General features: G+C 60.4%; 27 protein-coding genes. 26 read left to right on the forward strand and 1 reads right to left on the reverse strand.

What is annotated here, in order from left to right; all coding sequences use genetic code 11:
* Positions 1-301: 301 nt before the first annotated feature.
* The 5 genes from ACZ9IM_RS03290 (at position 302) to ACZ9IM_RS03310 (ending at position 4,437) form a co-directional block, all read left to right on the forward strand.
* Entirely contained in the window at positions 302-820 is a 519-nt protein-coding gene (locus ACZ9IM_RS03290) for a phage regulatory CII family protein (protein ID WP_476223352.1), read from the forward strand.
* Complete coding sequence (locus ACZ9IM_RS03295) at positions 813-1,040, forward strand: TraR/DksA family transcriptional regulator (protein WP_476223353.1); 228 nt, start codon at positions 813-815, stop codon at positions 1,038-1,040. The genes ACZ9IM_RS03290 and ACZ9IM_RS03295 overlap by 8 nt, the downstream gene beginning before the upstream one ends.
* Complete coding sequence (locus tag ACZ9IM_RS03300) at positions 1,030-3,246, forward strand: VapE domain-containing protein (RefSeq protein WP_476223354.1); 2,217 nt, start codon at positions 1,030-1,032, stop codon at positions 3,244-3,246. The genes ACZ9IM_RS03295 and ACZ9IM_RS03300 overlap by 11 nt, the downstream gene beginning before the upstream one ends.
* Positions 3,239-3,598 (forward strand): PA0613 family protein, encoded by a 360-nt coding sequence (locus ACZ9IM_RS03305; protein ID WP_476223355.1) that lies wholly within the window; start codon positions 3,239-3,241, stop codon positions 3,596-3,598. The genes ACZ9IM_RS03300 and ACZ9IM_RS03305 overlap by 8 nt, the downstream gene beginning before the upstream one ends.
* Positions 3,599-4,125: 527 nt before the next feature.
* Positions 4,126-4,437: a phage holin family protein gene (locus ACZ9IM_RS03310; RefSeq protein WP_476223356.1), complete on the forward strand. Its 312-nt coding sequence runs from the start codon at positions 4,126-4,128 to the stop codon at positions 4,435-4,437.
* Positions 4,438-4,465: 28 nt separating this feature from the next.
* Here the strand turns inward: ACZ9IM_RS03310 and ACZ9IM_RS03315 are convergent, their stop codons facing one another.
* Positions 4,466-5,203, reverse strand: a complete 738-nt coding sequence (locus ACZ9IM_RS03315) for a hypothetical protein (RefSeq protein ID WP_476223357.1) — start codon at positions 5,201-5,203, stop codon at positions 4,466-4,468.
* Between ACZ9IM_RS03315 and ACZ9IM_RS03320 the strand changes: the two genes are divergently transcribed.
* The 21 genes from ACZ9IM_RS03320 to ACZ9IM_RS03420 all read left to right on the forward strand — a co-directional run bounded on the left by ACZ9IM_RS03320 (position 5,190) and on the right by ACZ9IM_RS03420 (position 20,588).
* On the forward strand, positions 5,190-5,405 hold the full coding sequence (locus ACZ9IM_RS03320; protein ID WP_476223358.1) for a hypothetical protein: 216 nt from the start codon (positions 5,190-5,192) through the stop codon (positions 5,403-5,405). The genes ACZ9IM_RS03315 and ACZ9IM_RS03320 overlap by 14 nt on opposite strands.
* 23 nt (positions 5,406-5,428) lie before the next feature.
* Positions 5,429-6,031: a terminase small subunit gene (locus ACZ9IM_RS03325; protein WP_476223359.1), complete on the forward strand. Its 603-nt coding sequence runs from the start codon at positions 5,429-5,431 to the stop codon at positions 6,029-6,031.
* A gap of 4 nt (positions 6,032-6,035) precedes the next feature.
* Positions 6,036-8,063, forward strand: coding sequence for a phage terminase large subunit family protein (locus ACZ9IM_RS03330; protein WP_476223360.1), 2,028 nt, complete (start codon positions 6,036-6,038; stop codon positions 8,061-8,063).
* A 1-nt stretch (position 8,064) separates the two neighbouring features.
* The gene (locus ACZ9IM_RS03335) at positions 8,065-8,271 is read left to right on the forward strand and encodes a phage head-tail joining protein (RefSeq protein ID WP_462026447.1); all 207 of its coding nucleotides are present in this window, start codon (positions 8,065-8,067) and stop codon (positions 8,269-8,271) included.
* A complete protein-coding gene (locus ACZ9IM_RS03340; protein WP_476223361.1) occupies positions 8,271-9,752 on the forward strand; it encodes a phage portal protein in 1,482 nt (493 codons plus the stop codon). The genes ACZ9IM_RS03335 and ACZ9IM_RS03340 overlap by 1 nt, the downstream gene beginning before the upstream one ends.
* Positions 9,749-10,903, forward strand: a complete 1,155-nt coding sequence (locus ACZ9IM_RS03345; protein WP_476223362.1) for a head maturation protease, ClpP-related — start codon at positions 9,749-9,751, stop codon at positions 10,901-10,903. Before ACZ9IM_RS03340 ends, ACZ9IM_RS03345 begins: the two co-directional genes overlap by 4 nt.
* On the forward strand, positions 10,900-11,244 hold the full coding sequence (locus tag ACZ9IM_RS03350; RefSeq protein WP_476223363.1) for a head decoration protein: 345 nt from the start codon (positions 10,900-10,902) through the stop codon (positions 11,242-11,244). Before ACZ9IM_RS03345 ends, ACZ9IM_RS03350 begins: the two co-directional genes overlap by 4 nt.
* Positions 11,245-11,306: 62 nt before the next feature.
* The gene (locus tag ACZ9IM_RS03355; RefSeq protein WP_476223364.1) at positions 11,307-12,302 is read left to right on the forward strand and encodes a major capsid protein; all 996 of its coding nucleotides are present in this window, start codon (positions 11,307-11,309) and stop codon (positions 12,300-12,302) included.
* Between the two features lie 2 nt (positions 12,303-12,304).
* Entirely contained in the window at positions 12,305-12,625 is a 321-nt protein-coding gene (locus ACZ9IM_RS03360; RefSeq protein ID WP_429580558.1) for a head-tail joining protein, read from the forward strand.
* A complete protein-coding gene (locus ACZ9IM_RS03365; protein WP_476223365.1) occupies positions 12,622-13,287 on the forward strand; it encodes a hypothetical protein in 666 nt (221 codons plus the stop codon). Before ACZ9IM_RS03360 ends, ACZ9IM_RS03365 begins: the two co-directional genes overlap by 4 nt.
* Positions 13,280-13,798 (forward strand): hypothetical protein, encoded by a 519-nt coding sequence (locus ACZ9IM_RS03370; protein ID WP_476223366.1) that lies wholly within the window; start codon positions 13,280-13,282, stop codon positions 13,796-13,798. The genes ACZ9IM_RS03365 and ACZ9IM_RS03370 overlap by 8 nt, the downstream gene beginning before the upstream one ends.
* On the forward strand, positions 13,795-14,400 hold the full coding sequence (locus ACZ9IM_RS03375; RefSeq protein WP_476223367.1) for a phage baseplate assembly protein V: 606 nt from the start codon (positions 13,795-13,797) through the stop codon (positions 14,398-14,400). Before ACZ9IM_RS03370 ends, ACZ9IM_RS03375 begins: the two co-directional genes overlap by 4 nt.
* Positions 14,401-14,452: 52 nt before the next feature.
* Positions 14,453-14,668 (forward strand): hypothetical protein, encoded by a 216-nt coding sequence (locus tag ACZ9IM_RS03380; protein ID WP_476223368.1) that lies wholly within the window; start codon positions 14,453-14,455, stop codon positions 14,666-14,668.
* A gap of 5 nt (positions 14,669-14,673) precedes the next feature.
* Positions 14,674-15,000 (forward strand): GPW/gp25 family protein, encoded by a 327-nt coding sequence (locus ACZ9IM_RS03385; RefSeq protein WP_476223369.1) that lies wholly within the window; start codon positions 14,674-14,676, stop codon positions 14,998-15,000.
* On the forward strand, positions 14,997-15,884 hold the full coding sequence (locus tag ACZ9IM_RS03390) for a baseplate assembly protein (RefSeq protein ID WP_476223370.1): 888 nt from the start codon (positions 14,997-14,999) through the stop codon (positions 15,882-15,884). Before ACZ9IM_RS03385 ends, ACZ9IM_RS03390 begins: the two co-directional genes overlap by 4 nt.
* A complete protein-coding gene (locus ACZ9IM_RS03395; protein WP_454246942.1) occupies positions 15,881-16,489 on the forward strand; it encodes a phage tail protein I in 609 nt (202 codons plus the stop codon). Before ACZ9IM_RS03390 ends, ACZ9IM_RS03395 begins: the two co-directional genes overlap by 4 nt.
* Positions 16,482-18,047, forward strand: coding sequence for a phage tail protein (locus tag ACZ9IM_RS03400; RefSeq protein WP_476223371.1), 1,566 nt, complete (start codon positions 16,482-16,484; stop codon positions 18,045-18,047). Before ACZ9IM_RS03395 ends, ACZ9IM_RS03400 begins: the two co-directional genes overlap by 8 nt.
* 9 nt (positions 18,048-18,056) lie before the next feature.
* Positions 18,057-18,479, forward strand: coding sequence for a tail fiber assembly protein (locus ACZ9IM_RS03405; protein WP_476223372.1), 423 nt, complete (start codon positions 18,057-18,059; stop codon positions 18,477-18,479).
* Between the two features lie 102 nt (positions 18,480-18,581).
* Positions 18,582-19,748 carry a phage tail sheath subtilisin-like domain-containing protein gene (locus ACZ9IM_RS03410; RefSeq protein WP_476223373.1) on the forward strand — a complete coding sequence of 389 codons (1,167 nt, stop codon included), beginning with the start codon at positions 18,582-18,584 and terminating at the stop codon, positions 19,746-19,748.
* 12 nt (positions 19,749-19,760) lie between these two features.
* Entirely contained in the window at positions 19,761-20,264 is a 504-nt protein-coding gene (locus tag ACZ9IM_RS03415) for a phage major tail tube protein (RefSeq protein ID WP_201059377.1), read from the forward strand.
* A 12-nt stretch (positions 20,265-20,276) separates the two neighbouring features.
* Entirely contained in the window at positions 20,277-20,588 is a 312-nt protein-coding gene (locus ACZ9IM_RS03420) for a phage tail assembly protein (RefSeq protein WP_123720930.1), read from the forward strand.
* Positions 20,589-20,617 lie beyond the last annotated feature (29 nt).

A 20,617-nucleotide genomic window follows, 5' to 3' on the forward strand; every position in this document is an offset into this window, starting at 1 on the left:
TTCCTCCCGGCACGCACCACCACAGCGCTGTCGGGTCGCGATAAAGATAGGCGGGCACACCACATGCTAACCACCTCTCTTTACCGCGCTTTCCAAGGCACGGAGGCCTTGGTGTGTACTGCCTTTTCCACCACAGATTGGGCAGCTGTTGCGCCAGAGGTGAACGACGGATCGTTCGCCTCGGCACGGTGCTGGTTTCGATCTTGAGGATCTAGCCGGCGTTTGGGCCCTTTCAAGCCACGCGGCAAATGTATCACCACTGCATGTCGCGCGGCACTGGCAACTTACAAGGATTAATGCCATGAGCCGAATCGCTCTGAGTTCTGTAGAACGGGCGCAGCGGGAAATCTTGCCGCTCGATTTAGCGCTTTACCATGCTGCTCGGGACTATCCCGGCGGCGCCGCTGCAATTGCCGCTACCACCGGCAGAAACGCCACCACGCTGCAGCACAAGCTGTCTCCGACGCACCCAAGTCACACGGTCAACATTCAGGAGTTTGGCGAGATCCTGGAGCTGACCAAGGACCGCCGCATTCTGGATGCCGTACACGCGTTGGTGGGGGATACGACCTGGCAGGAATTGGCCGAGGCGTACACCAACGACATGCCTGAAACCTTGACTACCGGTATTGCTGAGTACTTTCGGCAAGTAGCTGACTTGGCTGATACATGGGCCAAGAGCATCGGCGACGGTGTGGTCAGTGACAACGAACTGGCCGCGATCCGCCTGCAGGTGTTTCGCGGTATTCAGGGGCTGCTGGGGATGTTCAACCGCGCCACCTATGTCAATCAGACGACGCGGGGTGTTGACCGTGGCTGATATCGCCGACTTTGCTAATGACCTGGTCCAGGAGCGTCTTGATCAGGCTCTTGTTGCACGTAACGCCGCCAAGCCCGTTTTGGCGGCGCATTCATTTCTGTTCTGTGAAGACTGCGATGAGCCGATCCCGGAGGCACGCCGCGTAGCGCAGCCGGGGTGTACGCAGTGCGTGGATTGCCTAGCCATTGAGGAATCGCGGGAGGCCCGGCATGCTCGATGAGGTTCTGGATCAATTCGCAGACTTTGGTCTTGAGCCAAAACTACCGCTGAGTTTCGGCAAGCTGACCCGCTGCAAAACAGCGCAGGACAGGGGCGCGGAAAAGAACGGTTGGTACGTCGTCCACGAGCACCACACAGAGAAAAACGAAACGCTGATCTTCGGCAGTTTTGGTGACTGGCGTTCGGGTGAGTCGCAGAAGGTAAAGGTCAAGGCCGGGCGGATGTCGCCAGAAGAGCGCGAAGTCATGCGCGCTCGTCAGGAGGACGCCAAGCGCCGCGCTGCCGAGGTTAAGGCCAATGCAGCGCGTCGCGCCGCGAACCGGGCGGCAGGCCTGTTCAAGCGCATGCCGGAAAAGGGCCGTAGCGACTATCTGGATCGGAAGCAAATTGTTGGCATTGGCGTTCGTTACGCGCCGCGTACCGGCGCTTTCCTGGTGCCGATGAGCAACGCGCGCGATGAGATTGTCGGCTTGCAGGTGGTATATCCAACCAAGCAGGAAGACACCGGCCGGGACAAATCCTACTGGCCCTACGGGATGTCCAAAGAGGGCGCCTTTCACTTGATCGGTCCGCACCCTGATCCGGGGGCGCCGGTGCTGGTATGTGAGGGCTACGCCACCGGCGCGAGCCTGCACATGGCGACCTCGCTGACCGTGGCCATAGCCTTCGATGCGGGCAACCTGTTGGTGGTCTGCAAGGCCATGCGGGAACGTTTCCCAGGATGCCCACTGATTGTCTGTCGCGACGATGACTGGAAGACCAAGCGCCCGAATGGCGAGCCTTGGAACCCTGGTGAAGAAAAGGCGAACAACGCCGCGTTGATCGTTGGTGGCCAGGTGGTTGCGCCGATCTTCTCTGGTGAGCGGGAAGACAAGTGGACCGACTTCAATGACCTGCACGTCGCGGAGGGTTTGGAGGCGGTGCGCCGTCAGGTGCTGGCCGTGGTCAAGCCGCCGGCCGCTGGTGGCTGGAAAGATCTGTTGGCTCGTAGCGAAAGCGGGGCATTGATTGCGCACATGCAGAACGTCGAGCTGATCCTGGCCAATGACGAACGCTGGGCCGGGGTGATCAGCTACAGCGCTTTCAGTTCGAAGATCGTGAAGCTGCGTGCGGCGCCGTATGGCGGCGGCACGGGCGATTGGGCGGACATTGATGACGTGAGGGTGATGAAGTGGCTCGCGCAGCAGTACAACTTGCGGGTCAAGGCCTCGCATGTGATCGAGGCGGTGAGTGTGGTTGCGCATGATCATGCGTTCCATCCAGTGCGACAGTATCTGCGCAAGCTGGAATGGGATCGCGTGCCGCGTCTGGAGAGCTGGCTCACTGAAGTCATGGGCGTCAAGGCCACTGATTACTCGTCCAAGGTGGGCAAGCGCTGGATGTTGTCGGCCGTGGCGCGGGTGATGAAGCCTGGCTGCAAGGCTGACTCGGTGATGATCCTCGAGGGCGCGCAGGGCGCCGGTAAGTCGACGGCGATGAGTATTCTCGGCGGCGAGTGGTTTATGGATACGCCTTTCGCCCTGGGCGACAAGGACGGGTTTCAAGCGATCCGGGGCAAGTGGATTGTGGAGCTGGGCGAGCTGGACAGCTTCAACAAGGCCGAGAGCACCAAAGCAAAGCAGTTTTTCTCGGCGTCCACTGACACTTACCGCGAGAGCTACGGCCGTCGCACCATGGACGTGCCGCGTCAGTGCGTGTTCGTGGGGACGACGAACCAGGACGAGTATCTCAAGGATGCGACCGGTAACCGCCGCTATTGGCCGGTGGCGTGTACCAAGGTGGATTTGGAGCTGTTGCGTTCGATCCGTGATCAGCTGTGGGCCGAGGCCGTGTTTTGCTACGACGCAGGCGATCTCTGGTGGGTGACACTGGATGAGGCGGCGATGTTCGGCGAAGAGCAGGACGAACGTTTTGTGGTGGATGAGTGGGAAGGTCCGATTCTGACCTGGCTTGAGGATTCGCAGATTGGCGAAACCACCACTGGCAGCGAAGTGTTGTCCGGCCCGTTGAAACTTGACGCCGGTCACTGGGGTAAGCCGGAGCAGATGCGGGTCGGGGCGATCATGCATCGGTTGGGCTGGCGGCGTGTGCGGTTGCCTCCGTTGGTGAAGAGTGGTCAGCGGCCGTGGGCTTACAAGAAGCCGGCAGGGTGGGGCGGTGCTTCGGCATTGAAGCGGGAACCTGTCGAGGAGCCTTGCTTTGATTAAGGAAGTCGATTCGCGGCTCAGGTTGTGGGCGCAGGAGCTGCATTCCGACCTGTCGAAAGGCGGGCTCGCTGGGGGCAACATGGTCGCCATGATGATGGAGAGTGACGGACAGTTGATCCGTGGCCGGCGCGCAAGCCGTGCGCCGCTGGAAAGCTCTCTCGACATTGAGCTGATTGTGACCAAGCACCTGAGCTCCGACTTGGTGAAGGTCGTGCGGGAGCACTACTGCAATTTTGATGTCGACATGCGCTTGCGGTACGCGCACTGCGGCTGTGGTCGCGATACGTACTACCAGCGTCTGCATGACGCGCATCTGCACATCTTTGGCATGTTGATGGGGATGGCTGCGTGACCCCAGGAATGATCTTGGCTGTTGTTGTCCCACCGGCCCGTCTTGTCCCGCTGCATTTTGATGCAGTGGGACAGGTGCGGGCCTTGTCGTTGCTGGGTTGTCCCACCGTCCCGCTAAAAGTGTCTCCCGCCCGTGTAAGCGTAGCGGGCACCAATACACGCGTTTCACGCGCACGCGTGTTCTTTAAATTCTTCCTTTACACGAGAATGGAAAGATATAAGTAGGACAGTGGGGCGAAGCCCCGAATTTAGGCGCTCTCAGGCGTCCCACTTCGACTCTGAATGGTGGGACAGATGGGACGCCGCCGAAACAGCAGAATGCCGGGGTGGGATATTCGCCGACATTCGCTAGGCGTTCACCCGGTGTTACCCACTTATTCACCGGGTGGCATTAAACCGGGGTTGCTGCCACCGGAATCGACCTGTAAAAAGTAGTCATCTTCGATAGGTGCGACCGCAAGCTGCGGGACACACCACCACACTGAACCCGGCCATTGCGCCGGGTTTTTGCATTTATGGGGTAGTGCGATGACGAACGAGCAGCAAGCGCTTATTGATATGCCGATCTGGATGGTAATCGTGCTGTCCCTGGTAGGTGGAATCTCGGGCGAGGCATGGCGAGCAGACAAAGCGGGAGTAAGCGGCTGGTCTCTGGTTCGCCGCTTGCTCCTTAGATCCGGGGCCTGCGTGGTCTGCGGGCTTTCCACCATGATGTTGCTGCTCGCTTCGGGCATGTCAGTCTTGGCGGCAGGGAGCATTGGATGCCTCACCGCGATGGCCGGTGCCGATGTCGCCATCGGGCTGTACGAACGCTGGGCCGCCAAGCGGTTTGGCATCTAAAGGATCGGAATCTTATCTTCAGATGCCACTAAATCACATTAGAACTAAAGTTTTTCAACCTTCTGATGTGCTCTAATCCCTCGAGTAAACTGCACGGAGCATATTCAGGGTGGCGCGATGTCACATTTAGAAGTGAGGGGGAGTTTATCGTTGACGGGCTTGATGTTTCGCCTTTGGTTGAAGTGGCTACGTATTTATTCATTTGTTGCAATTTCATCTCCATCATTGCGTCCTTGAAAGAGACGTACATTTTTTCTGTAATTGGGTTTATAACGTCTAAAACAGCCTGGCCGTATTCAATCGCTTGCTCTCTGTTTGGTATTAGACCTTTGTGTATTACGTCATTCCGGAATGTGACTTCTCTTTGACCCAAGAGGGAAGGAGCTTCACCGAATTCCTGAGTATAAAGGAGTATGAAAGCCCCCAGTTGTCTTTCCGACATTTTTGCTACATTTTTCCAAGTATCATCAATCGCGCTTAACTCGATTTTGTCATGGATTAACTTAACTTTTATAAAGTATTCATAGAAGCGCTCTAGACTGGATGCAAAAGAAGCTACTGCTTCTCTGTAGTAACCGTCTATTATTGCGGATGTGCCTATAGTGAATAAAACCTCAAGTTTTTGTTGCTGCAGTATTGAGGCTGACTGATGTCCATTTGGGCATGTGAATTCATATAAATTACTATCTTGGTACTCCACCCAAACGGGTAGTGAAGGGGCTGTAAGCTCTGTGAAACACTGGAAACATGTCATGGGTAAGCGCATCGGATTCTCCTGGCGGGTTTATTGTTTTCATTGTGCCACCGTGTTCGATACAGGTGAAATCCACACGGGTGTGGCGGTTTCATTGCGGGGGACCCTGGCGGCATTCGAGGGACACGGGGTCGGAAACCCGCGGGAAAGTGTTAGCGGAAGGGTTGCCAGCTTACTGAAATTCAATCCATTGAAATTGAAAGGTTTCCATTGAAAAGCCGTTGAAAAGGAGGGCTTATGACAGAACCAATGTACCTGTCAAAGAGCGCCTTCGCGGCTCGGATCGGCAGGGCGCCCAGCTACATCACCTGGTTGAAAAACAACGACCGTCTGGTACTGACCGCCGATGGTAAACAGGTCGATGTCACTGCCAGCGAAGCGTTGATTCGCGACACCGCGGACCCCAGCAAGACCGCCGTCGCTGATCGGCACCACCAAGACCGGCTTCAGCGTGACGTGTACAGCCAGCTATCCAGCCAGGTCGAACCGACTTCAATGGCTGCGCCGCCGCCCGCGATCACCCCTGCGGGGCAGCTGCCCGACTTCCAGAAGGCCCGCGCTCTGCGCGAACACAACCTAGCCCAGCTCGCCGAGATCGAATTGCACAAGGCCAAGGGTTCGCTGGTTGCGATGTCGGCGGTGCAGACCGGCGCCTACAACGCCGGCCGCATGCTGCGCGATCAACTGCTGGGCATGCCGCCGCAGCTGGCACCCGAACTGGCCTCCATGACCGATCCTTGGGAAATCGAAAAGCACCTTACGGCGGCGATCCGTCTCTCGCTGGAGGATGCCGAGCGCATGTCTTCAGCGGATCTTGAACACGCACTGACCACGAGTTAAGCCCATGCCCACGGAAATTCCTGACGGTGCAGAGGTGTACCGCGAGGCGTATTTCCGTGGGCTACGGCCTGACCCGGACGTCTGGATCGATCAGTGGGCCGATGAATACATGCGGATTCCGCGTGACACCGGCGCCGCTGAGCCGGGCCAGTACCGCACCTCGCGCACGCCGTATGCCCGCGAGCCTATGCGCTGTCTGTCGCCGGCTCATCCCTGCAAGCGCGTGATCACCATGGTCGCGTCGCAGCTGATGAAAACCCAGATCGGTCTGAACTGGATCGGCGGGTTGATGCACATGGCGCCGTCGAACATTCTGGCGCTGCTGCCAAGCCTCGGCCTGGCCAAACGGGTGTCATCACGGATCGGCAAGACGATCAAAGCGACACCGGTGCTGCGGGAGCGAGTGGCGGCCAACCGCTCGCGGGATTCACGCAACACCATGGACACCAAGGAGTTCGAGGGCGGGACCTTGTACGTCACAACCGCTGGCTCGGCGGCCAACCTGTCGGAGCTCTCGGCGCGCTACGTGTACGGCGACGAGATCGATCGCTGGGAAGTGGACATTGGCGAGGAGGGCGACCCCATCGAGCTGGCAGAAACCCGGGGTAGTACCTTCGGCCGCAACGCGAAGTTCTACTTTTCCAGCTCGCCGACGATCAAGGGCGCCTCGCGGATCTCCGATCTGTTCGACGGCAGTGATCAGCGTCATTACTACGTGCCGTGCCCGTATTGTGGTCACATGCAGACGCTTGAGTGGGAAAACCTTCTCTACTCGGCCGACTTCAGCGTAGTGCATTACAAGTGCGCGGCGTCCGGGATGGACTGCGACGTGCTGATCGAGGAATACCACAAGGGTGAAATGCTCGCCAAAGGCGAGTGGCGTGCTCATGCCGAGGGCGACGGCGAGACGGTAGGCTTCCACCTCAACGCGTTGTATTCGCCGCTGGGCTGGATGGACTGGAAGTCACTGGCCAAGCAATTCGAAAAGGCCAAGAAGGCCCAAGCCAAAGGCGATCTTGAGCCGATGCAGGTGTTCTACAACACCCGTCTGGCGAAGGTCTGGGACGCCGCCCAAGAGCAAACCAAAGCCGATGTGCTCAGACAACGGGCACGGCTGGAAGGCTTCGGTCTTGGCTCGCTGCCGGCGGCCGTGCTGATGATCACCGGTGCCGTCGACGTTCAGGCCAACCGCCTGGAGTTCATGGCCATGGGCTGGGGCGTTGGCATGGAGCGCTGGGTCGTCGACTACCAGGTAGTGTCGGGTGATCCTGCCGACGAGCGCACCTGGGCCGCGCTGGACGAACTGCTCAAGGCTAAATACCGCCATCCGTGCGGCGTCGGTCTTGGCATTCTCGCGGTGGCTGTCGACTCCGGTGGTCATCACACCGATGAGGTTTACCAGTTCTGCCGCGTTCGCCGCTGGCGAAACGTGTTCGCCATCAAGGGCGCAAGCAAGCCCGGCAAACCAGTAATCGCTCAGCGCCCATCCATGGTCGATGTGACCTGGAAAGGCCAGACCGAACGCAATGGCGCCGAGCTGTGGTTCGTCGGTACTGACACGGCGAAGGACTGGATCTACAACCGCTACCCGTTCGAGGCCGGGCCGGGCGCGCTGCACTTTGCCAATGACCTGCCGGATGACTTCTTCGACCAGTGCGTTGCCGAGCGCAAAGTTGCCCGCTATGTGCGCGGACACAAGCGCATTGAGTGGGTCAAGGGCAAGGCCGAGCGCAACGAAGCTCTCGACCTGATGGTGTACTGCCTGGCCATGGCGCACTACCTGGGCCTCAACCGTTACAAGGAACACGACTGGGAGCGGGTGCGTCAGTCCCTGGCACAGTCCGGTCTGTTTGACGAAGCCTTGGGCATCAAGCCCGTTCAGGGCGAACGCGTCAGCAGTGCTGACCATGCAATTCCCGTTGTCGCTCTACAACCGACTCAGCAACCCGCTGCTCCGGTCGCGCAATCGCGACCCGCTGCAATACCACCTCAACGCCGCAGCTCCACCAGCGGTTACCTGAAGAGACGCTGATATGTCATTTACCCAGAAGCACCTCGACGCGGTTGAGGCGGCCATTGCTCGCGGTGAGAAAACCGTGCGCTACACCGACCGCACCGTGGAGTACCGCACCGTCGACGAGCTGCTCAAGGCTCGCGAAGAGATCCGCTCCTCGCTGATCAATGCTGCCGGGCCGCGTTCGCGCGTGGTCCGGCTGTACCACGGAGGCAAAGGAGTCTAATGGCCCGCCACTATCCGACGCTGACCCGTAACGGATTCTTGCTGCCGTCGAATATCAAGGCCAGTTATGAAGGCGCCGGAGAGGGCCGCCGATCCACTGGCTGGGATGCTCCCGACAACGGGATCAACAGCATCAACACCCCGGCACTGCGCAACTTGCGCTCGCGTTCACGGGCAGCGGTTCGCAATGACCCGTATGCCTTCAACGTGATCGACAAGCGTGTCAGTAACCTGATCGGCACCGGCATTACGCCGCGACCGAAAACCGACGACGAAGCCCTGCGCAAGTTGCTGCAGGAGCTCTGGGAGGACTGGGTCGACGAGTCGGACGCCGATGAACGCACCGACTTTTACGGCCAGCAGGCTCTGATCGCTCGCACGGTCGAGACCTCTGGCGAATGCTTTGTTCGCTTGCGGCCGCGCAGTCTGGACGAGGGCCTAGCGGTGCCGTTGCAGATCCAGGCACTGGCGCCGGAATTTGTTCCCCACGACAAGTTCGAGACCACCCGAGATGGCAACATTATCCGTGCCGGGATCGAGTTCACCCCGGGCGGCAAGCGCATGGCGTACTGGATGTACCTGTCGCATCCGCGTGATGCGTCGTCGCTGAACGCCGGATACAACCATTTGGTGCGCGTGCCGGCCGCCCAGGTGTTGCACATCTTCGAACCGGTCGAGCCGGGCCAGCTGCGCGGTGTGCCGCGCTTGTCGCCGGTGCTGAAACGCCTGCGCAGCCTCGACAATTACGATGATGCGGTGCTGTTCCGTCAGGAGGTGGCCAACCTGTTTGCCGGCTTCATCAGTCGACCACCGCAAGACTCTGGACCGGTACCGAGAGACCCGGTCACCGGCCAACCGTTGAGCCTTGATCGTGACGGCTTCACGCCGATGGTGGCGCTGGAGCCCGGCACCATGCAGGAGCTGGGGCCAGGTGAAGAGGTCGAATTCTCCAAACCGCCGGACGCCGGCAACAACTACCCGGACTTTATGCGGCAGCAACTTATGGCCGCTGCGGCGGGAACGGGCACGCCCTACGAGATCCTCACGGGGGACATGCGCGAGGTCAACGACCGGGCGCTGCGCGTGGTGCTCAACGAGTTCCGACGCCGCCTGGAACAACTGCAGTTCAGCGTTTACGTCCATCAGCTCTGCCGCCCGGTTCGGGCTGCCTGGATGGACATGGCGGTGCTGTCGGGCGCTCTGGTGCTGGAAGACTACGCACAGCGTCGCCGCGAATACCTGCGCACACGTTGGGTGCCACAAGGTTGGGCCTACATCCAGCCGGTGCAGGACGTGCAGGCCCGGCGGATGGAAGTGCAAGCGGGCTTCGCCTCGCGTAGCGAGATGGTCCTGCGCACCGGCTACGACGCGGAAACGGTCGACGCGGAAAACGCCGCCGATATGGCCCGGGCCACAGCTCTAGGCCTCAATTACACCACTCTCGAAGCTTTCGTCCCCATCGACGACAAGGAGCAACCATGAGCAAGAAAGCGCGCCCGCGCGTTTACAACCGAGCGGGCCAACGCGTGCAGGTACAGGATAAAACCTGGTATGCCCTGCAAGCCAGCGGCGAAGCCGCCGAGCGAGTCATCGAAGTCTTCGTCTATGGAGAGATCGGTGCCTGGGGCATTACCGCCAATCAGTTCGTGCAGGATCTGCGCGCCATGGACGATGGCGTCTCGCAGGTGATCGCGGCGTTCAACAGCATCGGCGGCGACCTGTTTGATGGGTTGGCCATGCACAACGCGCTGTCGCGTCTGGGCGAGCGTTGCACCGGTCGAATCGATGCATTGGCTGCCAGTGCGGCCAGCGTCGCAGTCTGCGGGGCACACAAGGTCGTGATCGCAGCCAACGCCATGCTGATGATTCACAACCCATGGACCTACGCGGCAGGGGATGCCGAAGACTTCCGCAAGGTGGCCGACGTCCTCGACCAAACCATGGAAGCGATCATCGCGGCCTACAAGGCGAAGGCGCCGGAGATTGATGAGGTCGAGTTGCGGCGATTGGTCGCTGCAGAGACTTGGCTGACGGCCAACGAAGCCGTGGCGTTGGGCTTGGCCGATGAAGTCGGTGAGGGCATCAAAGTCAAGGCGTGCCTCGGCCAGGGTGGTGTGCTGCAGCGTTATCAACACGCACCGGCCGAATTGCTGGCCCAGCTCGACGAGCCCCCTGAACCTGATCCGGAGTTAGAGCCAGACAACCCGCCACCGGAACCGACCATAGTCGACGCTGCCAAGTTGGCCTTGATGATCACCCAGCGTTGCGCGGAGGCGGGCATCAGCAACCTGGTCGCGCCGCTGCTCAGTTCGACCAATCTCGAAAGCGAAGAAATCGTCCAGGCCGGTCTGACACGGGCCAAGGCGGTGAATGACCTCTGTGTGGCCGCACGACTGCCGGAGTTCAGTGCCGAGTACGTCGCGGCGGGTTTGGATGCTCCGGCAGTGCGGGCGCGTCTGTTCGACAAGATCGTCGGCAGCGGCAAGGGCTTCGAAATCGACAACAGCCTGCCGCTGGACGCAGACCCACCGCCAAAGGTGCAGGCCAAGCAAATCGATCAACCCTCTATCTGGTCGGCGCGCCAAGCCGCGCGCTCCGCTAAACCTCAATCTGCTACAGGAGCAAGACGATGACGATTCAACGAGAGCCGATGCATGCGGGCGAGTTCCTCCTGTCCGAAGCCGCCGGCACCATTTCCCGCGAAGCCATCAATGTCGCGGCAGGGCCTGCGCTGGAGCCGGGGCAGATCCTCGGCCTGGTGAGCATTAGCAGTGAGTTCGCCCCGTACAACCCAACCGCCGAAGACGGCAGCGAAAACGCTATCGCCATTCTCTACGGTCCGCTGGGCGAATCCGATGTGGTCCGTCGCGGCCGTGCCGTGGTGCGCTTGGCCGAGGTCAGCGAAGCCCATCTCACCGGTCTGGATCCGGCCGCTGAAAAGGCGCTGGCCACCCATTTCCTGATCGTCCGCTAAGACGATCCCCCTGATTACCGAACCCGCCGAGTGCGGGTTTTTTGCTTTCTGGAGATAGCTTCATGGCTGACATTGAAATCTTTAACGATGACGCGTTTTCGGTCTCTTCGCTGACCGCCGCGATCAACGAACAGGAATACTTGCCGGGCCGCATCAGCAGCCTCGGTTTGTTCCAGGAGGAGGGCATCACCACCCTGACGGTGCAGATTGAGAAGGACGGCGACACCTTGGCCTTGGTACCTGCGAGCGAGCGCGGCACGTCCGGTCTGGTGGTGTCTGGCACCAAACGCAACCTGATCCCGTTCAACACCGTGCATCTGCCACAGCGCTTTGCGATCAAGGCCGATGAGATTCAAGGCATCCGCGCTTTTGGTACCCGTTCCGAGTTGCAGGCTGTGCAGGACGTGGTCAACAAACGGCTGGCCAAAGCGCGTCGACAGCTCGATGCGACGCACGAATTCCAGCGCATGGGTGCGCTCAATGGCCAGATTCTCGACGCAGACGGCAAAACGGTTTTGCTCGATATCTACAAGGTCTTCGGTGTCACCCGCAAGAAAATGTCGATGGGCCTCACAAACCCCGATACCGAGGTCCGCGTCCAGTGCGGTGAAGCCCTCGATCTGCAAGAAGACGCGCTGGGTAGCATCACCAGTAGTGGCGCCCGGGCGTTCTGTGGCAAGAACTTCTGGAACAAGCTGATCACTCATGAAAAGGTCAAAGAGACCTTTCTTAACACCCAGCAGGCAGCGGCATTGCGCGGTGACGCTCGCGAAAGCTTCGAATATGGCGGCATCGTCTGGGAACGCTATCGCGGCAAGATTGCGGGCGTCACCTTCATCCATGACGACAAGGCGCTGTTGATTCCCGAAGGTGTGCCGGATCTCTACATCTCGGTGTTCGCGCCGGCTGACTACATGGAAACGGTCAACACCGAAGGCGTGCCGTACTACAGCAAGATCGAACCGATGCCGTTCAATAAAGGCATGGCCGGTGAAGCCCAGTCCAACCCCTTGCACCTATGCACTCGACCGTTGGCGCAGATCCTATTGGAGCTCTGACCATGGGCTTTCGCGATCTGATTGCCGAGGTCGATGCGGTGGTGTTCGAAACCCTGGGCGACACCGCACGGATCGAAGGCCGGGATGAGCCGGTGCTGGGTATGTTCTCGGCGCCCTGGCTGCAGCCGAAGATCGGCAAGCTCAACACCGGTCTGCGCGAGCCTCGTTTCGAGATTCGCGTCAGCGACTCGCACGGACTGGAGCAAGGTTTGCTGGTCACCATCGAACTGCCTGAGTTGGACGGTGGTGGCGAGTACGACCTGCTGCAGCTGGAGCCCAGCGGTGACGGTCTGGTCGCCCTGATCCTGAGGATGCGCGCATGAGTGTCGGCAGCTACTTCAAACCGTCGGCGGGGGGCGGGATGCTCTCCATCCAATCCTCGGCTGCGGACCTGAAAGCGTTTCAGGACTTCGCCAAGCTGGTACCGAAAGCAGCCGCAGCGGCGCATCGCCGAGCGATCAACAAGACGCTGGGTTGGCTGCGCACGCACATTGCCCGCGCCGTCAGCCGGCAAGAGCGCATCGCCGTTGCGGCGGTGCGTCAGCGGCTGCGCAGTTATCCGGTGTCCGGGGGAGCCACGAGCGGCAAGTTGTGGTTTGGTCTCAACGCGATCGAGTCCAGCCGGATCGGGCGAGCACGACAGTCCGGCAGCGGCGTGTCGGTGGCCGGGCGGCGGTATCAAGGGGCCTTCCTCAAGAAGGTCTATGGCAACAAACCCGACATCTGGATCCGCACCGCGAGCAAGCACTTCAACGCGGACGACTATCCCGACAGCACAGTGTCGGGAGGCGGTGGTGCCAGTTCGGGTTGGGTCGCGGAAAACGGCGATCGCTTTCCGTTGGCCAAAGCCAAAGTATCGCTGGAGCAAGCCCGTCCGCACTTCGACACCTGGGTCAAACGGGCCGATGCGCGTCTGCTGGAGATCCTGCACCAGGAGCTCAACTTTGAGCTGCAGAAGTACCTGAAGGGGACGGCCCATGTCTGACGAGTCTTTTAGTCTGGACCAGCTTTATCACGCGATAGAGCAGCACCTGGTGAGCAATCTGTCTGGCGTCAAAGCGGTCACAGCGTGGCCCGACGTCAAGGACCGCATCGCATTGCCGGTGGTGTTCATTGAAATGGCAGAAATGGAACCGGGTGTTGATATCGGTACCGGCGAGACCAGCCTGATTTGCCGGTTCGAAGCGCGGATCATCGTTGATCCGATCCGCCCGAAGCACTGCCAGCAGGCCGCGCACCTGGCGGCGCAATTGGCCGTGTTGTTGCGCCTGCAAACCTGGGGCTTGGAGGTAGAGCCCGCCGAGTTCGTGCAGGCCACACAGGACTGGACCAAACCGGAGCTCGACGGCTATGTGGTCTGGTTGGTGGAGTGGACCCACCAGATTTATTTGGGTATTGAGGAATGGCCATGGCCGGACGAGCCGCCGGGTACGTTGATGGTTGGCATCAATGACGATGCCAAAGAGGATTTTGTAGCGCCGGAGGATCTGTCGTGAGCTACGCCAGTGCGGAACATGACCGCATGATCGCCGCCATGCTGATGCCTTGCGTGGTGGTCGGGGTGGATCTGGCGGCGGCGATGGTCCGGGTGTCCAATGGTGAATGGACCAGCGCCTGGGTGCGCTGGCACAGCCTCGCAGCCGGCAAGGCGCGACACTGGCGCGCGCCGTCCCCGGGCGAGCAGGGGGTGTTGTTCAATCCCAGCGGGCAGGCCGGCATGGGCACCTTTATCCCGGGTCTGTATGGCAATGCCGGGGCCCAGCCGGACAACCGCGATCATGTGGAGGTCTGGCGCTTTGATGATGGGGGCTCGCTGATTTACGACTGGCAGGCCAAGACCTACACCATCACGCTGCCCACCGGAACGGTAACGATCAAGGTCGGAAGCACCGAGGTCACCGCTACGGATAACGCCGTGACGGTGAAGGTCGGCGGCACCGAGGCCGCGTTTACGCCCGATTCGGTGACGGTCAAATCGGCCGCGATCAAGTTGGTCGCGGCGGTGGAAATCGACGGACCGTTGCACGTAACGCAGAACATCACCGGTGGCGCCTCGATCCTCGCTGCAGGATCCAGCGACAACCATCACACGCATTAATCAACAACCCATCCAGCCCGCCCAGTGCGGGTTTTTTATGCCTGGAGAAAACATGGCCAAGACCACCGAACAGCCTGCCGCCGATCAGTCGCCGGCGGATCTGCTGCTGACCTTTCGCGACAAGGTTTATACGTCGCGCACCCTGATCATCCCTGACAGTGATCGCACGCTGTCGGTGGCCAAGGGGCGTGTCGAGGTGTCGGTTTCCGATGAGCAGGCCGTCGCGTACCTGAAGACCCACCCCGAGCTTGAGCCGCTGAAGGAGTGATGTAGATGATCGGAATGGATCGCCACACCGGCCAGCCCATTTCCGGCATCGAGCATCTGCGCCAGTCCATGGGCGACGTCCTGGGCACGTCACTGGGCAGCCGCCGGCACCGGCCAGAGTACGGCAGCAAGGTCCGCTCCTACGTGGACTTGCCCGTCAATGAGGGGTGGAAAAGCTCCGTGCAAGCGGAAGCCATCCGCGCTCTGGAACGCTGGGAGCCGCGGCTGAAACTGGAGCGCGTGCGCGTGCTGTCGGTGCTGGGCGGGCAAATCAATCTGAGCATTGCCGGCGACTATCTCGGCGATGAGTTTCTTGTTGAGGTCAGCGTATGAGTCTGCTGGATCTGTCGGCCCTGCCGGCGCCGGACGTGCTGGAGCCTTTGGACTTTGAGGCGACCTATGAGGAAGGGCTGGGCGTCTTTCGTGGCTACATGGGGAGCAACTGGACCGCGACGCTGGAAAGTGACCCGGTCACCAAAGTGATCGAGGTCGGGGCTTACATCAAGGTCGGGAACCGCGCCCGGGTCAACGACGGCGCCAAGGCGCTGTTACTGGCCCATGCCATCGGCAGCGACCTCGACCAGTTGGGGGCCAATTACAATCTGAAGCGTCTGGTGATTCAGGCCGAGGATCTGACAGCGGTGCCGCCGGTACCAGAGATCAAGGAAAAGGACGACCCGTTTCGCGAGCGCATCCAGTTGGCCTTTGAGGGATTGACCACGGCCGGCCCGCGTAACAGCTACATCCTGCATGCGCGTAACGCGTCGGGGCTGGTGGCGGATGCCACGGCGGAAAGCCCGGCGCCGTGCTGCGTTACGGTAACGGTGCTGAGTTCGGAAGGGGAAGGCGAGGCCGGCCCTGAGCTGTTGGCCGTCGTGGACACGGCACTGAATGATGAAGATGTGCGGCCGCTGACCGACTGGGTGACGGTGCAGAGTGCGGAGATTATCCGCTACCGCATCGACGCCATTTTGCACATGAGCAGCGCCGGGCCTGAAGGGGATGCCAGTTTGGCCGAAGCCATCAAGCGACTGGCGGCCTGGATCAACCCGCGCAAGCGGTTGGGGGTTGAGGTGGCGCGCTCGGCGATTGACGCTCAGTTGCACGTTGCCGGCGTTTCCCGGGTCGAGTTGCCCGGCTGGGTCGATCTGGCTCCGACCAAGGCCCAGGCGGCCTGGTGCTTCGACTATAGCGTGACGATGGCGGGGGCGACATGAGGAGTCTGCTACCCAGCAATAGCACGCAACTGGAGCGCGCCCTGGAGGCGACGTTTTACGAGCGCACGATTGTGCCGCTGCGCACGCTCTATAACGCCGATACCTGCCCGGTGCATCTGCTGCCCCATCTGGCATGGGCGTGGTCGGTCGATCGCTGGGATTACCGGTGGCCTGAAGCAACCAAGCGCGCCGCGATCAAGGCCTCGTTCTACATCCATGCCCACAAGGGGACCATTGGCGCTTTGCGCCGGGTGGTCGAGCCCCTGGGCTACCTGATCGAAATCGTCGAGTGGTTCAAGACGGTGCCGAAGGGCGTGCCGGGCACCTTCGCGCTGAAGGTCGGCGTTCTGGATACCGGGATCACCGAGGAAATGTATCAGGAGCTGGAGCGCCTGATCGACGATGCCAAGCCCGTGACCCGGCACCTGACCGGGCTGGCGATCAGCCTCGAAACCCAAGGCAATCTGAACATCAGTGTCGCCCTGTACGAAGGCGACGAAATCGACGTTTACCCGCCGGTGATGCGTGACATCGAGGTCACGGGCCGCTTCGGCGTGGTGGGGCGCGAACACTCCATAGACACCCTGGACGTTTACCATGATTGATGTGAATTCCCAGTTTTTCGCCATCCTCACGAACGTGGGCATGGTCAAGCAGGCGAACGCCGACGCGCTCGGTATTCCCTGGAAGATCACCGAAATGGGCGTGGGCGATGCCAACAACACCGACCCAATCCCCAATGCCGCGCAAACCACCCTAATCAACGAATGGCGGCGCCGGCCGCTGAATCAGCTCAAGATCGATCCGGTTAATCCGGCGGTGCTGATCGCCGAGCAGATTATCCCGGCGGATGAGGGCGGTAAGTGGATTCGCGAAATCGGCCTGTACGACGCGGACGGCGATCTGGTGGCGGTGGCCAACTGCGCGCCGAGCTTCAAGCCGATCCTGTCGCAGGGCTCGGGCCGCACGCAAATCGTGCGGATGAACTTCATCGTCACCAGCGCCGGCAACATCACGCTCAAGATCGATCCGGCGATTGTGCTGGCCTCACGGGCCTACGTCGACGCGGCCATTCTGGAAGTGCTGCCGAAGAACAAGGCCCCCGGCGAATGGACTCGAGTCAAGACCAACGATCGCGGGATTGTTGTATCAGGTGATAACCCCAGCACGTTGGCCGGAATGGGTATCACGGACAGCTACACCAAGACCCAAATCGAGGCGATGATTGCGCAGGCCTCGGCGTTGCCGGTGGGGGCCACGGTGGCGTTTCCACTAGACAAGGTCGCTCCCGGGTTTCTGGAGCTGGACGGCAGCGTCAAAAGCATTGCGGCCTATCCGGATCTGGCGACGTTCCTCGGCACAGCCTTTAACAAGGGCGATGAGGGTGCCGGCAACTTCCGCCTGCCAGAATCGCGCGGCGAGTTCCTGCGTGGTTGGGATCATGGGCGCGGTGTTGATGCTGGTCGAGCAATCGGCAGTGCACAAATCGGCAGCTTTCTTCCGGGTGATAACAACCTGGCCGACGAAGTAATCTATGTCCATAACTCGTCTGACAAGGAGGGACTCGGTTGGGATGTTTTTACTGGGACTCCGGCGGCCGCTACCGTTAGATACACAGCAACACAGTCTGGGTCTGCCCCGCTCACAGTCGCTCCTTCCACCACTCACGGTGGTGCCGCTAGACCGCGCAACTTGGCGGTGATGTGGTGCATCAAGGCCTGGAACGCGCCGATCAATCAGGGAAACATTGATATCGCCGCGCTGGCGGCTTTGGCGCATCAGGCCACGGAAATAAATCAAGGCACGGCAAAAATCGCAACACAGTCGCTTGTCGAAGCGGGCGCGGACGATACAACGATTGTCACCCCCAAGAAGCTGCGGTTTGGCTTCGCGATCCTCCTGGCCATTAACGGCTATATCGTTTTTCCATCGTGGCTAGGCGGTCTCATTATTCAATGGATCGGAACTACCACCGCCGGGGCACAAGGTGCGAACTCGACATTTCCTCTGGCATTTCCAACATCTTGCTTCGGGGTATGGCTGACCTGCGTGAACGGTTCGTCACCTGGCAGCGTCTCGCTGGGTGCTAAAACACTGACGGGATTCGCCGCATATACCTCAATGCTGCCGTGCAGTTTCGGGGCCATCGCCATTGGTCGCTAAGGAGCGCTTATGAAGAGCTATTACAGCCAATCAACTGGCTGCACGTATTTGGAAGGGCTGCACGCGGATATGCCCGGTGACGCGGTGTTGATCACGCAGGCTCGTTTGCTTGAAGTTATCGGCAATCCTGAACCGGGTAAAGTGCGCGGTCACGATGATTTCGGGCTGCCAATTTTGACCGATCCGTCTGCCCAATCACTGGCAGATGTCGAGCGTGGTTGGCGTGACGGTGAGATCGAGCGGGTGCTGTGGTTGCGCGAGCGACACCGTGACGAGCAGGACAGGAGGCGAGAGCCTACGCTCTCCGTCGATCAGTTCAATGAGCTTCTGGATTACATCCAGGCTCTTCGTGATTGGCCTTTAAGTCCTGAGTTCCCGAGTCATGCTGCCCGGCCGACACTGCCTAATTGGATTGCTGGCCAAGTCCAATAAACGCCCCGCACTGACGGGGCGTTTTCTTTTCCGTTACGCGTAACACGAACATCCCTCACAGCCTCGCTTATGCGGGGCTTTCTGGTTTCTGGAGATTGCCTTATGAGTTTCTTTCACGGCGTTACGACCACGCTGCTCGACACCGGGGCGCGGACTATTTCGCTGCCGTCGTCGTCGATCATCGGTCTGTGCGACACCTTCACCCCGGGCATCCTCGGCGGCGGCACGGCCAAGGCCGGCGAACTGAAGTTGATCACCTCCGAGCGCGAAGCCGTCGCGGCGTTCGGCGCGGGTTCGGCCATCGCCAAGGCGGCGGCTGCGATCTATGTGCGGGCCAAGGCGGTCATCGTCGCTGTCGGCGTACCCAAACTCGAAGACGCCGCGCTGCAAACATCCGCCATCATCGGTGGCGTGCTTGCCGATGGTCAGCGTACCGGCCTTCAGGCGCTGCTGGACGGCAAGAGCAAGCACAACGCCCAGCCCAAACTGTTGATTGCCCCGGGGCATTCAGCGACGCAGGCCGTGGCCACCGCCATGGATGCCCTGGCCGGCAAGTTGCGCGCGATCGCCATCATCGACGGGCCGAACACCACCGATGAGGCCGCCATGGCCTACGCCTTGAACTTCGGCAGCAAGCGGCTGTTTCTGGTCGATCCGGGTGTGCAGTTCTGGGACACCGTCGAGAGTGCGACGGTGGATGCGCCGGGCTCGGCGTGGACGGCAGGGCTGTTTGCCTGGACCGATGCCGAGTACGGCTACTGGGCGTCGCCATCGAACAAGGAATTTGTCGGCATCACCGGCACGAGCCGTCCGGTCGAATACCTGGACGGCGACGCCACCTGCCGGGCCAACCTGCTCAACAACGCGAATATCACCACGATCATTCGTGACGGCGGTTTCCGTTTGTGGGGCAACCGCACGCTGTCCAGCGATCCGAAATGGGCGTTCATCACTCGCGTGCGGACGTGCGACATCCTCATGGATGCGGTCCAGGCCGGACACAAGTGGGCGGTCGACCGCTCGATCACCAAGACCTACGTCAAGGACGTGACCGAAGGTCTTCAGGCGTTCATGCGCGACGAGAAGAACCGGGGGGCGGTGATCAATTTCGAAGTCTACGCCGACGACGAAATGAGCACGGCCAGCCAAATCATGCAGGGCAAAGTCTACTGGCGCATCCGTTTCACTGACGTGCCGCCGGCGGAAAACCCGAATTTCCTCTTCGAAGTCACCGATCAATGGGCGACCGAAGTTCTTGAAGCTGCCTAAGGGGGCCGTTCGATGATTCCTCAAGTTCTCTCCAACTGTAACGCGTTCGTTGACGGCGTCAGCTTTGCCGGCGACGTGCCGACCCTGTCGCTGCCCAAGCTGACCCAAAAGACCGACGACTATCAGGGCGGCGGCATGTTGTCGCCGGTCGAAATCGCCATGGGCCTGGAAAAGCTGGAAGCGGCGTTTACCACCAACGGCGTGCGCCGCGAGGCGCTGAAGTACTTCGGCCTGGCCGATCAGACCGCTTGCAATCTCGTGTTTCGCGGTGCCTTCAAGGGCCTGCGGGGCGTGGTCACGCCGGTGATTGTGACCATGCGCGGCGGCATCAAAGAGGTCGACATGGGCGACTGGAAACCGGCCGACAAGGCTGAAATCAAGCACGCGGTGAAGCTCGTCTACTACAAGCTGGAGATCGACGGTCGGGTCATGTACGAGATTGACCCGCTCAACATGGTGATGGTGGTCGACGGTGTCGACCAAGCTGCCGCCGAACGCTCGGCCCTCGGCCTCTAAGGACAAAAGCACATGACTCAAGTAACCCAAGACCAAGAGCTGCCGAGCTGGCTCAAGCTGAGCGATGAGGGTGTGACCGTAACGCTCAAATACAAAACCCTGATCAGCGGTGTCCTGACCGACAAACTGATGATGCGTGCGCCCAGCGTCATGGATTGGCGCGCCTCAAAGGTGGCGGGCAATGGCGACTATGAAAAACAGGAATTGTCGCTGTTCAGCAGCCTGCTGGGGCTCACCGAGGCGGAATTGCTGAGCCTGAAATACAAGGACTATCAGCGCCTATCGGCGGGCTATTTTCGCCTGGTCGAAGAAGACGACGTTTAACGCGACCACCCTGAAGATGGCGGCCCAGC

The organism is Pseudomonas sp. TE12508, assembly GCF_056279485.1.